The organism is Arthrobacter sp. P1_C12_2, assembly GCF_056406415.1.
This window is the reverse complement of record NZ_JBFUAF010000018.1, coordinates 20,586-33,273: the sequence shown is the minus strand read 5'-3', so window position 1 is coordinate 33,273 and position 12,688 is coordinate 20,586. Positions and strand designations below refer to the sequence as shown.

At 67.7% G+C, this 12,688-nt stretch carries 12 protein-coding genes and 1 pseudogene; 4 read left to right on the top strand and 9 right to left on the bottom strand.

What is annotated here, in order from left to right; all coding sequences use genetic code 11:
* Positions 1 to 85: 85 nt before the first annotated feature.
* Positions 86 to 538, bottom strand: coding sequence for a hypothetical protein (locus AC1DZQ_RS17345; RefSeq protein WP_476964651.1), 453 nt, complete (start codon positions 536 to 538; stop codon positions 86 to 88).
* Between the two features lie 336 nt (positions 539 to 874).
* Between AC1DZQ_RS17345 and AC1DZQ_RS17340 the strand changes: the two genes are divergently transcribed.
* On the top strand, positions 875 to 1,654 hold the full coding sequence (locus AC1DZQ_RS17340) for an SDR family NAD(P)-dependent oxidoreductase (RefSeq protein ID WP_476964650.1): 780 nt from the start codon (positions 875 to 877) through the stop codon (positions 1,652 to 1,654).
* 24 nt (positions 1,655 to 1,678) lie between these two features.
* Here the strand turns inward: AC1DZQ_RS17340 and AC1DZQ_RS17335 are convergent, their stop codons facing one another.
* The 4 genes from AC1DZQ_RS17335 to AC1DZQ_RS17320 all read right to left on the bottom strand — a co-directional run bounded on the left by AC1DZQ_RS17335 (position 1,679) and on the right by AC1DZQ_RS17320 (position 5,464).
* On the bottom strand, positions 1,679 to 2,812 hold the full coding sequence (locus AC1DZQ_RS17335) for a sulfite oxidase (protein ID WP_476964649.1): 1,134 nt from the start codon (positions 2,810 to 2,812) through the stop codon (positions 1,679 to 1,681).
* Positions 2,813 to 2,924: 112 nt separating this feature from the next.
* Entirely contained in the window at positions 2,925 to 3,779 is an 855-nt protein-coding gene (locus tag AC1DZQ_RS17330) for an SDR family oxidoreductase (protein WP_476964648.1), read from the bottom strand.
* A gap of 4 nt (positions 3,780 to 3,783) precedes the next feature.
* Positions 3,784 to 4,788, bottom strand: a complete 1,005-nt coding sequence (locus tag AC1DZQ_RS17325) for an aldo/keto reductase family protein (RefSeq protein WP_476964647.1) — start codon at positions 4,786 to 4,788, stop codon at positions 3,784 to 3,786.
* Between the two features lie 40 nt (positions 4,789 to 4,828).
* A complete protein-coding gene (locus AC1DZQ_RS17320; RefSeq protein WP_476964646.1) occupies positions 4,829 to 5,464 on the bottom strand; it encodes a hypothetical protein in 636 nt (211 codons plus the stop codon).
* A gap of 290 nt (positions 5,465 to 5,754) precedes the next feature.
* Between AC1DZQ_RS17320 and AC1DZQ_RS17315 the strand changes: the two genes are divergently transcribed.
* Positions 5,755 to 6,171: a YchJ family protein gene (locus AC1DZQ_RS17315; RefSeq protein WP_476964709.1), complete on the top strand. Its 417-nt coding sequence runs from the start codon at positions 5,755 to 5,757 to the stop codon at positions 6,169 to 6,171.
* A gap of 42 nt (positions 6,172 to 6,213) precedes the next feature.
* Here the strand turns inward: AC1DZQ_RS17315 and AC1DZQ_RS17310 are convergent, their stop codons facing one another.
* From AC1DZQ_RS17310 to AC1DZQ_RS17295, 4 genes are all read right to left on the bottom strand, one after another.
* A complete protein-coding gene (locus tag AC1DZQ_RS17310) occupies positions 6,214 to 7,023 on the bottom strand; it encodes a hypothetical protein (RefSeq protein ID WP_476964645.1) in 810 nt (269 codons plus the stop codon).
* Positions 7,024 to 7,139: 116 nt separating this feature from the next.
* Complete coding sequence (locus AC1DZQ_RS17305) at positions 7,140 to 9,176, bottom strand: acyl-CoA dehydrogenase family protein (protein WP_476964644.1); 2,037 nt, start codon at positions 9,174 to 9,176, stop codon at positions 7,140 to 7,142.
* Between the two features lie 62 nt (positions 9,177 to 9,238).
* A complete protein-coding gene (locus tag AC1DZQ_RS17300) occupies positions 9,239 to 9,577 on the bottom strand; it encodes a hypothetical protein (protein ID WP_476964643.1) in 339 nt (112 codons plus the stop codon).
* A gap of 206 nt (positions 9,578 to 9,783) precedes the next feature.
* On the bottom strand, positions 9,784 to 10,164 hold the full coding sequence (locus AC1DZQ_RS17295) for a PepSY domain-containing protein (protein ID WP_476964642.1): 381 nt from the start codon (positions 10,162 to 10,164) through the stop codon (positions 9,784 to 9,786).
* A 164-nt stretch (positions 10,165 to 10,328) separates the two neighbouring features.
* Between AC1DZQ_RS17295 and AC1DZQ_RS17290 the strand changes: the two genes are divergently transcribed.
* Positions 10,329 to 11,801, top strand: a complete 1,473-nt coding sequence (locus AC1DZQ_RS17290) for a DUF3375 family protein (RefSeq protein ID WP_476964641.1) — start codon at positions 10,329 to 10,331, stop codon at positions 11,799 to 11,801.
* Between the two features lie 2 nt (positions 11,802 to 11,803).
* Positions 11,804 to 12,661: pseudogene (locus AC1DZQ_RS17285) on the top strand (DUF4194 domain-containing protein); the annotation flags it as partial.
* Positions 12,662 to 12,688: the final 27 nt, after the last annotated feature.

Here is a 12,688-nt window from a genome sequence, read left to right as displayed (position 1 = left end):
TTCCTGACGGCCAAACCTCGCCAGAATCATATCAGTGCAGGTCAAAGCTTGGTTAGGGGCTCAGTGGCTTAGGGGATCACCGGCGTCAGGGCTGGTCGGAATCCCCTCGGGCGAGCTGCTCGTCGATCAGATCCCGGATCTGGAGCAAGGTTTCCGGGGAGAGCCCATCCAGCTGGCGGGCGGCGAAGTTGCGCACCTTGTTGGCCCGCATGGAGGCGAGCAATTCAAGCTGGGCCTCCACTAGGGGCGGAAGTTCGTCCTCGCCGTCCAGGAGGTAGTTCTCGCTTACGCCGAAAAACCTGGCCAGGTTCTGCAGAAGTTCGACTTTCTTGACGGCCGGACCAGAGCCCGATCGCATGTAGTGCCATCTGGCGCGCGAGAGCGGCGTCCCGGCAGTGGACATGGCGTCGCGGACGTCATTGAACGTGATTTTCCGGCCCTCGGCTTCGGCGGTGTCCAAGAGGATGTTCAGCTTCCGGGCCAGGGCTAGACCCGGCGCGGAGGTCGGCTGGTCGTCGCTCACAGTGGCTTCTTTCATCGGATGAATGTCATCAGGCGAGGGTTGTCACAAAACGTCAGGTCGCCTGCGAGTCTAACAGATTGGACATGTCTAATCTGTTCCGGGTACGCTCGGGGCGAGAATTGGACGTGTCCAATTCTCCGTGTGCAGGGTCGGCAATGGCCCGCCCGGCACGTCGTGGCTCGGTCAGGAGTGGGCATTGGGGGGACGCCTGGCCGGGTCCCGGCGTGGCAAACGTCCCTGCCACGCCTCGCACGGCGACTTTCTTCGCCGCTGCCCGTCCTCTTGCCACCGGACCTCCGCAAGAACATAGTTGAGGGAATTCACGTACTCCGCGGCACTAGGCAGGCGACCATGGTGAACATCGGGATTCCGGAAAGCGGCTTGCTTCACGGCAAGACCGCCCTGATCTACGGCGGCGGCGGGGCGGTCGGCGGGGCGGTGGCAAGGGCTTTCGCGGCCGACGGCGCCACGGTGCACATTGCCGGGAGGACGGAATCGCGGCTGGAAAAAGTAGCCAATGACATTCGCGAGGCGGGCGGCACAGCCGAAACCGCCGTCGTCGACGCCCTGGACGAGGAGCAGGTGGATGCCTTCGTTGGCCGGGTGGCGAAGAAGAGCAAGAGGATCGACATCTCCTTTAACGTGATCTCGTTCGGCGACGTCCAGCAGCCACTCATGGAGATTGATGTGGACGACTTTACCCAGCCCATCACCCTGGCCGCGCGGACGCACTTTTTGACCACCCGCGCGGCCGCAGCCTACATGGTCAAGCAACGCTCCGGCGTCGTGCTCATGTTCGGCGGCTCGGGCCCGCAGACGATCCCTGGCCTGGGCGGTTTCAAGGTGGCGCTCGACGCGATGGAGGGGCTGCGCCGGCAGTGGGCCCTCGAGCTGGGAAAACACGGCATCAGGGTGGTCACCATGGTCACCGGCGGCATTATCGAAACCATCCCGTGGCAGGCCGAGGGCCGTGACGAGATCGTGGTGGAGATTGCCAGGGCCGCGCACCTGAACCGCACGGCCACGCTGGCGGACGTCGGAAACGTCGCTTCCTTCATCGTCTCGGACAAGGCGGCGGCCATCACCGACGCGACCGTCAACATCTCCGCCGGCGCGATCGTGGACTACTGACGCCGGCCGGGTACACCGGGGGCGCTACTCCACGCTGACTTTGATCCGCTGCACCACGTTGTTGCCCATGCCCTGGTAGTTCCAGTCCGGTTCCAGCGGCTGTACCGCGCCGCTGGCATCCGTGGCGCGGCAGGAGAGCTCGTGTTCGCCGGGATCGGCCACCCACGGCATCGACCACGCGCACCACGCGAACGGCGAGGCCGGGTGCTCAAGATGGGCCGCGGCCCATTGTCCGTCGATCCCGACGTCGACGCGCTGCACGGCGCCCTGCCCGGACCACGCCCGGCCGGTCAGCATCACCGGTCCCGGGGGCAGGATCCTGGTGCGGGTGAAGAAATCCGGGATGCCCGGGGGAACCATGAGCGAGCGGACCTTGATCCACGTGACGGGGGTGCCGGGATCCCCGGCATCCTGCTGGTAGCGGTACGACACGGCCTGCTGGAAACCGTCATAGGGCTTGGTCAGAACCTTGATCGAGGACAGCCACTTCACGCTCGCCATGCCGTACCAGCCGGGCACTACAAGCCGGAGCGGATAGCCGTGCTGCGGCGGCAGGTCCGCGCCGTTCATCCGGTAGGCGAGCACGACGTCGGGCCGCAGGGCCTCCTCGATCGGCAGGCTGCGCGCGTACTGCTGGGCCACGCCGCCCTGGCTGCCGGCGTCGGCCCCGGTGAAGAGCACCTCCACGGCGTCGTCCTCCACCCCGGCCCGCGTCAGCAGGTAGGCGAGCGGGACGCCGGTCCATACGGCGGTACCCACACCCTCGAGGACCCACGGCTGGCTCAGCGGGCGGGGCCGCAGGAGGGACCGGCCGTTGCCGGCGCACTCCAGCGTGACCGGGAGGGTAATGCTCGGTGCCCGCAGCAGGGCCCGCAGGCTCAGTTCGACGGACCGCTGCACGGCGCCGCCGATCCACAGATGCCAGTGCTCGGCGTCGATGAACGGGATGTCGAAGTGGGTGAGCACATAGTGCAGCCCGGGCGGTGTGGTGTCGCTCCGCAGAGCCTCGAGCGGCATGGAGTGATTCCGCACGGCGAGCTGGAGCTCCTCCGCTGTCAGCGGGCCGTAGCTCGGTTCGCCGGGATGCGCCCGGGCTTGTCCGGCCTGCCGGCGCGGACTCTTCAGGACAGAAGAGTGTCTGGACATTTGCTTTGGCATGGCACGCCGCGTTTCTTTCCGGACCAGCCCGGTTTTGGCCGGTGTCACCTGATTTCAGGTCTACGCCGCAGCCCGGAAACCGTCAACACCTGGGCCTGGGCGGCCCAGGGCGCTACAGCGTGTGCGCCTCGGCCAGGAACTGCGCGAGGCTCAGTGGTTCACGGCCCGTCAGCTCATGCACCGCCGACGTCGGACCGGCCAGTTCGCCGGCGGCGATGGCCGTGTACGTGCTCACCCAGGCGTCCACCTGCCACGGCGGGGCACCGTAGGAGGCGCGGGACGCGTAGGCCTCCGCCAGGGTCTCGTTGTGGAAGGTGATGGCCCGGCCGGTTCCGGCGGTCAGGAGTTCCGCGCCGCGGGCCAGCGAGATGTCCTCCGGGCCGGTCAGGTCATAGGTCCGGCCCACGTGCAGGGACGGGTCCCGCAGCACGGTGACGGCCGAGCGGGCAATGTCCGCCCGCGTCACGGCCGCCATCACGCCGTCCCCGGCGGGGCCGCGGATCACGCCGTCCTCGCCGGCCAGCAGCGGCAGGAAGTCCAAGTAGAAGTTGTCCCGCAGGAAGGTGTAGTCCATGCCGGAGGCCTTGATGCGCTCCTCCGTCGCGAAGTGGTCCCGGCCCAGCGTGAACGTGGAGTCCGGAGCCGCGCCGAAGAAGGAGGTGTACACGATGTGCTGGACGCCCGCTGCGGCGGCCGCATCGACGAAGGCGTAGTGCTGCTGCAGCCGGTCCTCGGCCTCGGCTGCGGAGACCATGAATAACGTTTTCGCCCCGGCCAGCGCCGCCTTGGCCCGCTCCGGCTCGGCGTAGGTGGTCACGAAGGGGACGGCGCCTTCGAGCTCCGGTGCCCGGGCGGCGTCCCGCACCAGGAGCCGTTGTCGGCTGCCGGCCTGGACCAGCAGCCTGGCCACCATGCCGCCGAGGTTGCCGGTGGACCCCGTGACGGCAAGCTCGGGCAAGTTGGGCATGGGCCTACGCCTCGCGGGAGGCGGGCGACTTGGTCTGCGCGGGGTCGCGTTCGGCCAGCGGGCCGATGACGGCGTCGATCTTGTCCATGATCACCGCGTCCAGCTTCACGCCCGCTGCTGCGACGTTTTTCTCGATCTGCTCCGGCCGGGACGCGCCCATGATCGCCGAGGCAACGTTGTTGTTCTGCAGCACCCAGGCGATGCTGAGCTGCGCCATGGTCAGCCCGGCCTCATCCGCGATCGGCTTGAGCTGCTGGACGCCGGTGAGGACCTCGTTGGACATCCAGCGTTCGATCATCCGCGAGCCGCCCTTGGAATCCGTGGCGCGGCTGCCCTCCGGGGCCGGCTTGCCGGGGTGGTACTTGCCGCTCAGCACGCCCTGCGCAATCGGGGACCAGACGATCTGGGACAGGCCCAGCTCTTCCGACGCCGGAATCACCTCGGCCTCGATCACCCTCCACAGCATGGAGTACTGCGGCTGGTTGGAGATCAGCTGGAAGCCCAGGTCCTTGGCGAGGGCATGGCCGTCGCGGATCTGGTTGGCCGTCCACTCGCTGACCCCGATGTACAGGGCTTTGCCCTGCCGCACGATGTCCGCGAAGGCCTGCATGGTCTCTTCCAGCGGCGTCTCGTAGTCGTAGCGGTGGGCCTGGTAGAGGTCCACGTAGTCCGTCTGCAACCGCCGGAGGGAGCCGTTGATGGATTCCATGATGTGCTTCCGGGACAGGCCAAGATCGTTGTGGCCTTTGGGCCCGGTCGGGCCGAATACCTTGGTGAAGATTTCCAGCGACTCCCGGCGCTCGTCCCTCAAAGCTGCGCCGAGGACCGTCTCCGCCACGGTGTTGGCGTACACGTCGGCCGTGTCGAAGGTGCTGATGCCGGCGTCGAGCGCGGCCCGGACGCACTGCGTGGCGACGTCGTTCTCCACCTGGGAGCCATGTGTCAGCCAGTTGCCAAACGTGATTTCTGAAATCTTGAAGCCGCTGTTCCCGAGGTATCTGAATTCCATGGGTTCCAACGTAGCCGACTTGCCTGCCCGGGGTAAGGGCTCAGCCGGCCTTGCGCTCCTGGACCGGCTGCTTGGCCTTTCCGCCGGGAAGATTGCCGCGCAGCGACACGAGCGAACCGGTGTCCAGCAGGGACTTCGCTGCGGGCATGGGCGGCTTTTGGAACGCCCGCGGGACGGCGCCAAGTGTTCCATTGGTGTCCGTGGCCGACTGCACGAGGGCAGAGACTTCCTTGATGTCCTGTGCCGGTGCCATCGGGTTGGGCAGGTCCCGTACGGTGACCCGGACGGCCGGGCCGGCCTCGGCCCTGGCCCTCGCGGCGGCGCGGGCATCTGCCCGGGCCACGGCGGCCGCCCACTCCGGGGACAGCGTCGGTTCCTTTTTGCCTGCATTCCGGACCGGGCGGCGGGGCTTCGCCGTCGCGGCGGGGCGTGCGGGCTTCGAAGCCTTGGCCGGCTGGTGCCGCGTCGGCTCTTCCCGTAGCGCATCTTCCCGTAGTACGGGGCTTCCGCGGAGGAGTCCGGCGACGGCCAGGACAACGACTGCCGCCAGCCGGCCAACCCCTGCGAGCACGAGGGTGGCGGCGAAGACCAGGAAGAGGCCGAGGAACATGAAGAACGCCACGCCGAGGGTCCCGAAAAAAGTCAGGTTCAGCGCAATGGTCGTTGGATCTTCCATGTCACCTCTCCTTGCCGGCCTGCTTCAGCGTGGTCCCTGCCGCAAGCACGTGGCGGGCAGGAGCCCCCTTAACAATACGTACTTTTCGCTGGCCCCGTGCCGCCCCGCGCGGTCGCGGCGAAGATGTGTCAAAGCCGTTATCCGCGAGCGGGGCAAGGCTCTGCCGGCCGGGCGTCTATAGTCAAAGACATCCCCCGCCGGCGTCGTCCGGCCCGCCGGAAGGACACCTTGTGACGCACGCCGCAGCAGCCGATTCCGAGCCCGCCGAAGCGTCTGGCACGGACCGGTCCGTGAGCAGTCCGGCCGCGCAATTTGCCCCGCCATATGAGGGGAACTGCCCCTGCCTGTCGGGGGAGCAGTATGTGCACTGCTGCGGCCGGTTCCATCGCGGGGACGCCGAGGCGCCGACGGCGGAGCAGCTTATGCGCTCCCGGTACAGTGCCTTCGTGGTCCGGGACGTGGACTACTTGCTCCGGACCTGGCATCCGGACACCCGCCCCGGAGAACTGGAGCTGGATTCCGGCATGCAGTGGCGACGCCTGGACATCCTCTCCACCAGCCGCGGCGGCCCGCTGGACAGCGAAGGTGTGGTGGAATTCGAGGCGCACTACCGGCACGAGGGCGAACGCGGCCTGCACCGCGAAACCAGCCGCTTTGTGCGCGTAGACCGGCGCTGGTACTACGTGTCCGGCGTCGTGGCCGGCTAACGCCTCCGGAGCTGACGCCTCCGAAGCTGGCGGCGTCCGGGGCTAGTGGCGTCCGGGTGAGACGTCCCCGGCTGAGGAGTCCCTGGCTGAGTTGTCCCCGGAGGGGTGGTCCTCAACCGTTGCCGCCGGGCTGAAGCCGGCCCTGTCCACCTTGCGGTGGAAGCGCATGCCCGCGAGGCCGCCCAGCACTGCGCCCACCAAGGCCACCACGGCCACGACAATCGCCGCGATGATGCTCAGGGTGTTCAACTCGCCCTCGTTGATCGGGATGCGCGGGAAGCTGTTCAGGCTGGCCAGGATGTTGAAGCGCTGCCCGGCTACCAGGCCCAGCACGGCGACCACGATCGCGGCGATCAGGGCCCAGATCCAGACCATGAAGCCCTGCCTGGCGCCGTTGAAGCGGGCCATCCGCCCGGCCACATACCCGCCGCAGTAGTAAGCGACCAGGAGGATCACGAGCAGCACGATGATGCCGGCCAGCCCGACCGTCTGGTTGTTGGACGCCTGGTCCACGGCGTCGTTCACGTCGGTGTTGGTGGCCAGTCCGACGGCGGTGCCGCCGGCCGCGACCAGCGCGGTGAGCAGCACGGCCGTACCGGTGGCCGCCAGCCAACCGAAGAATGCCGAGCCGACCTTGATGCCGCCGAACTGTTCCTTCTCGCGGGCCACGACCGTCTCGCGCGTGGGGATCTCTTTCACGACAGTGTCTGCAACAGGGTCGACAACAGCGTCGCGGACCGGTGCGTCGCGGACGGAGTCGTCGTGGCGGACTGCCGTCACCGGGCGGGTCGTGGCGTCTTCCTGCGTGGTGTGGCGTGTCGTCTTGTCGTCGGGGCCTGCGGTGCTGCTCATGAGGGCTGCTCACTTTCGCTGAATGGCCGGGCACCGTGGAGGTGACGGTCTGGCGTCAACCTAACCACGGCGGAATCCGGTTAGCAAGGATGCTTACTATCCGTGGCGGCGGCCCGTCAGCGGTACTTGCGGTGCAGGTCCTCCCGGACCGATGGCCGCCGGCCGGCGTCCGCGATCCACGGACCGGTCCCTTCGGACTGGTCGAGGACCCCGGCTTCCAGCCAGGCGTAGTCGCCGGCCAGGGTCTTGCGGGCCAGGGCGTGGTCGGCGTCGTCGGTGTTCCGCCACAGCCGGTCGAAATATTCGTCGACGCGAACACGCGCCTGTTCGCAGTACGCCTCGGCGAGTTCGTACGCGGAGGCGCCGCGTTCCGGCTGTGTCCGCAGCAGCATCTCGGCGCGCGAACAGCAGGCCGCCATGGCAAACAGCTCCGCACCGATGTCCACGATCCGGCCCAGGAACGCCTGCTTGTGCTCAAGTTTGGCCTGCCAGCGGCCCATTCCGTAGAAGGTCTGCCGCGCCAGGCGCCGGGAGGAGCGTTCCACGTAGCGCAGCTGTTTGGCGAGCCGGCCGAAGTCGCTGTAGGACCGCGGGTCCATGCCGGCGCCGGCCACGAGTTTGGGCAGCCACTTCGCATAGAAGCCGGAGGCACCGACGGCGGCCTTCGCCTTGTCCGAGAGGCGGGCGTCCTCCGAGGCGAGGTCTCCCGCGGCCGCCAGGTGCGCGTCCACGGCTTCGCGGGCGATCAGCAACTTCATGATTTCCGAGGACCCCTCGAAGATCCGGTTGATCCTCATGTCGCGGAGCTGCTGTTCCGCGGCGACGGCGCGCTCGCCGCGGGCTTCGAGTGAGTCCGCCGTTTCAAAGCCCCGTCCGCCGCGGATTTGCACGAGTTCGTCCGCGATGAGGCAGCTGATCTCTGTGGACCACAGCTTGGCCAGGGCCGCCTCGATCCGGATGTCCTTCTGCCCGGCGTCGGCCATTTCCGCGGAGAGTTCGAACACGGCGTCCAGGGCGAAGGCGCTGGCCGCGATGAAGGCGATTTTCTTGCCCACGGCCTCATGCTGGCCGATCGGCCGGCCCCACTGGGTGCGGGCGTTGGACCATTCGCGAGCGATTTTCAGGCTCCACCGGCCCGTGGCGACGCACAGCGCGGGGATCGAGAGCCGGCCGGTGTTGAGTGTGGTGAGGGCGATTTTCAGGCCCTGCCCCTCCCGGCCCAGCCGGTTGGCTGCGGGGACCCTGACCTGATGGAAGCGGGTGACGCCGTTTTCGATTCCGCGGAGCCCCATGAAGGTGTTGCGGTTTTCCACAGTGATGCCGGGGGAGTCCATTTCGACCACGAACGCGCTGATGCCGCCCTTGTGGGCGGTCCCGTCCGCATCGGTGTGCGGCGGCACGAGGGCCATGGCCACGACGAGTTCGGCGATAACACCGTTGGTGGTCCACAGCTTGACGCCGTCCAGGACGTATGACTCGCCGTCGTCGGAGAGGACGGCCGTGCTGCCCATCCGGGCGGGGTCGCTGCCGACGTCGGGTTCGGTGAGCAGGAAAGCGGTGATGGCGCCGGCGGCGCAGCGGGGCAGGTATTCACGCTTCTGGGCCGGCGTGCCAAAGACCTTGACGGGCTCCGGGACGCCGATCGACTGGTGGGCGGAGAGCAGGGCGCCGAGGCTTGGGTGCACCGAGCCAAGCAGGGCCAGTGCGCGGCCGTAGTACACGAGCGTGAGGCCCAGCCCGCCGTATTCGCGGGGAATCTTCATTCCGAACACGCCGAGCTCAGCGAGCCCCTTGAGATAGTCGTCCGGGATCCGGTCGTCGCGCTCGATGGCGCGACCGGACATCGTGCGGCAGTAGTCGGTCAGCCGGGCCATGAACGCCTCGCCGCGTTCGACGTCGTCGGCGGGGGCCTCGGGCCACGGATGGATCAGGCTCAAGTCGAAGCTGCCAAGGTAAAGTCCCTTCGCGAAGCTGGGCTGGTTCCAGCTGGTCTCGCGGGCGGCCTCGGCAATGGCCCGGGCGTCGGCGGCCGTCGCGTCGGGGCCGACGTGGTCCGGCGCCCCTGCGGTCTCCGGCGCCGGAGTGCCTGGTGTTGACGGGCCTGGTGTTTGAGTACCTGATGCGGTGGTGGGGTCTTCAATGGCGGAGCTCACTGGGCATCTCCTCTAACCGGTTAACCGGCTTGAGCCTGGATCCGCCGCGGGTGGAGGACCCTTCAGCTGTCCCGCAATACTACTCGCGGGTAAGTGCCTGTGCTAGGGGATGCCTGGCCCGGGTAGTCGGGCCGGAAGTCCGTGCCGAAGTCGACCTGGAAATCGGCGGGCAACTCCACCGTTGAGGCGTGGTGGACCAGCCGGTCCCAACCGTGGTTGATGCCGTGGACCAGGCCAACCACCGCGCCGGCCATGAGGTACCAGGCGAGCCGGCCCACCCCGACCAGAACCATGGCCGCGAACGCGGACACCATCATGAAGGCGCCGATCATCACGGCGAACACGAGGGTTCCAATGACCACCATCGTGCCGGTTTCCACTGCGCTTAGGTCGAACTGCATTCTTCCCCCTGCACCATTGCTCCGGTTGAACCAGTAGCCCGAGCGTAGGGTGCCGGAGGCGTGCCGAACTAGGGTCCTTTGGACGTTCGTGGCCTCTTGATACGGGATCGAAATGCTACCGGGGCGTAGGTCACGGCGAAGTTGCGGCACCCTCACCAAACGCGGGTGTCGCACGCCTTGCCACCGCCGGGGATGCTGCCCCTGCGTCAGTCGTCGTCGTGTTCAGGGGCGCTCTGGCTCATGACCTGGAAGTCCGCGCCGAGGGCGACTTCGACCTGGGATCCGTCGTTGAGGCGCACCTCGACCTCGTAGGCCGCGCCGGAGTCGTCATCGCGCTCCACTTCGGTGACGCTGCCCTGGCCCACCTTCGCCAGTGCCGCGCTTGATGCCATGGCACGGTCGGCGTCGGTGAGCGCCGGTCCGTCGGAATCGTCCCCAAGGGCAAGTTTCCCGATGCTGGCCGTCAGGTCGTCAGGACTCCCGGCAAGATCCCGGACCTGCTGGGTGGCCCCGACCGCAATCGACGCTCCCCCCAGCACCACCGCTGCAGAGGCCGCCCCCGTGATCCAGATCGTTCTCTTCCGCATGATCGTTTCCTTTCAGCTGGTCATTCCAGTGTGCTCCGACATAGGGGAGCAGACAACGATGAATGCGGACGGAGCCCTGCGTTAACCTTGTAGCTGGCAGTTTTTCGAATCCGCTACCCCGCAACGCCACCCCAAACCATCCCCTGGCAGCCGAAGGAGAGTGCGTGTCCCGCTCCGCCGTGTCATCAGCCGACGCCATCAGCGCCCGGCTTCGGGACCTCGAGCTCCTCACCAAAGGACCTGCCTGGGCGCTGACGCGCTCGGCACCGTGGGTGATCGCCGTGCTCCAGGCCTCCTTCACCCGCACGCGCGCGCAGCTGCCGCTGGAACAGTTCCACGCCGACGTCGACGCCTTCCTCGAGCAGCTCCGCCGGCAGGACCCGGGCACGGGAGAGCAGCACAGCGCCCCGGGCAACGGCGCACTTTCCGGAAAGAAATATGCGGACGAATGGACCCGCAAGAACTTCCTGACCCGCCGGAACCAGTCGGGCCAGATCGTTTACGAAGTCACCGAGCCTGCTGCCCGCGTCCTGGCTTTCCTGGACAGCCTCTCGAGCGAGCGGTCCACGCTGAACGGCTCCCGGCTCGGCACACTCCTCGGCGACGTCGAGAAGCTCGCCAACGAGACCAACCCGGACCAGAGCGCACGCATTGAATCCCTCGAAGAGGAGATTGACGAGCGCCGCCAGCTGATGGAGGACATCAGCTCCGGGGACTTCGACGGACTGCTCGACGACGACGAGGCCGTGGAGGCCGCCGGCAACATCCTCGATCTCGCGGCGAGCCTGCCCGCGGACTACAAGAAGATGCGTGACCGGATCGAAGAGCTCGTGGGGGAGCTGCGCAACCAGATCATCGAGGAATCCCTCAGCAAAGGCGCCACCATGGCCCAGGTGCTCGAGGCCGACAAGCGGCTGCGGCAGAGCCCCGAAGGCCGGACATTCCGCTCCTTCACCGCGTTCCTGGAGGACCCACAACAGCAGCTGAGGTTCCGGTCGGCGATCGGCGAAGTCCTGAGCCGGCAGTTCGCGGACGAACTCAGCCACGATGAACGCGAGACCCTCAAGAACCTCGTGGCCGAACTCCGCAGCCAGCACAGCCAGATCCAGCGGATCTACGGCAAACTCAGCGAGAGCCTCAACACCTACGTCCAAAGTGACGACTTCCGGCAGTCGGTCCGGCTCCGCAAGGTCCTGCGGGAGGCCGAGCAGGCGATCCGCTCCCTGCCGTACGAGCGCGAACGGCCTGGCCTGGTCCGCGGTCCGGTGCTGTTCAGTGCCGGCTTCGAGTCCCTGGCCATGGTCAAGCTCTTCGACCCTGACGAATTCGCGGCTCCGCCCAAACTGGCCGACCCCATCGCGTTCTCCGACTCGGACCGGGCGCGCTCGCCCCGTACCGCCAAGGCCAAGCCGGAAGCCATCCGCGCCGCGCTCGCGGGGGCCTCGACCCTCACCGAGGCCTGGGCGCAACTGCCGGCGGAGGAACGCCACATCAACTCCATCCGGGCCCTGTTGTCGCAGACCCTCCATGACGGCGCCGGCTTCGACCGCGGGGCCTGGGGCCCCATCGAATTCGAACAAATCGACGGCACCACCCGCACCGCCTACCTGCCCGTCGTCACGCTCGCGAAGGATTGACCATGACTGAAGAGACTGCGATTGAGACCGCGCCAGAGACTACGACGCCGGACCTGCAGCCCGCGCCCGTGCCCGCCCCAGCGCCTGAGGACAGCGATGGCGCCCACGTCCGCAGCGACCCCTTCACCGTCACGCCCCGGGACACGTTTGTCGACGGCGCCGCCCTCTTCCCGGGCGACACCGGCGTCCTCCCCATGAAAGTGCGGCAGGCGCTCGTGAAGCTTCTCAAGGGCCCGTACATCGACGGCGGCCGCGACGAAAAGCTGTGGACCACGCTCCTGGACAACCAGCTGATCCTGCGCAGCCGCCTCTCCGAGCTTTTCCTCACGCTGCAGCTGGACCACGAGCGCAAGGTCGCCGTCCTGCGCCCCGTCGACCCCGAGGCGATCGGCGGCAGCACCCGTTCCAGCATCCTGCGCCAGCAGCGTGCCCTGAGCCGGGTCGAGACCATCGTCCTGCTCCGCCTGCGCCTGCTCCTGGACCGCCACGTCACCGCCCAGACGGACCCCACGATCACGCGCGAGGAAATCGCCGAACTCGTCGCCCACTACCAGCCCACCGGCCAGCAGGACGCCCTGCGCGATGCCGACGTCGTCAATCGCGCCATCACCAAGCTCCTGGCCCGCCAGCTCCTCCTCGCCACGGGCCTGGACGAGGTCTACACGATCTCCAACGCCCTCCCCTTGGCCCTGCCGTTCGAAAACATCGGCGACATCCCGGCCCAAATCCAAGCCCTGGTAGCGGCCAGCACGGACCAGTCGGGAACGGAGCCACTGATCGAACTCGACGCAGACACCGTGGCAAACACGGAGGACGACCCGGACGACGACGGCGATGCCGCCGCCGCTACCGGTGACGATGACGACGACGCAGCCGCCGATGCCGCC

What these genes read in the sequence shown, in the direction of transcription:
- AC1DZQ_RS17340 (WP_476964650.1), top strand. Translation starts at nt 875, where the DNA reads ATGGTGAACATCGGGATTCCGGAAAGCGGCTTGCTTCACGGCAAGACC.
- AC1DZQ_RS17325 (WP_476964647.1), bottom strand. Translation starts at nt 4,788, where the DNA reads ATGGAATTCAGATACCTCGGGAACAGCGGCTTCAAGATTTCAGAAATC.
- AC1DZQ_RS17330 (WP_476964648.1), bottom strand. Translation starts at nt 3,779, where the DNA reads ATGCCCAACTTGCCCGAGCTTGCCGTCACGGGGTCCACCGGCAACCTC.
- AC1DZQ_RS17300 (WP_476964643.1), bottom strand. Translation starts at nt 9,577, where the DNA reads ATGCAGTTCGACCTAAGCGCAGTGGAAACCGGCACGATGGTGGTCATT.
- AC1DZQ_RS17335 (WP_476964649.1), bottom strand. Translation starts at nt 2,812, where the DNA reads ATGCCAAAGCAAATGTCCAGACACTCTTCTGTCCTGAAGAGTCCGCGC.
- AC1DZQ_RS17345 (WP_476964651.1), bottom strand. Translation starts at nt 538, where the DNA reads ATGAAAGAAGCCACTGTGAGCGACGACCAGCCGACCTCCGCGCCGGGT.
- AC1DZQ_RS17320 (WP_476964646.1), bottom strand. Translation starts at nt 5,464, where the DNA reads ATGGAAGATCCAACGACCATTGCGCTGAACCTGACTTTTTTCGGGACC.
- AC1DZQ_RS17295 (WP_476964642.1), bottom strand. Translation starts at nt 10,164, where the DNA reads ATGCGGAAGAGAACGATCTGGATCACGGGGGCGGCCTCTGCAGCGGTG.
- AC1DZQ_RS17310 (WP_476964645.1), bottom strand. Translation starts at nt 7,023, where the DNA reads ATGAGCAGCACCGCAGGCCCCGACGACAAGACGACACGCCACACCACG.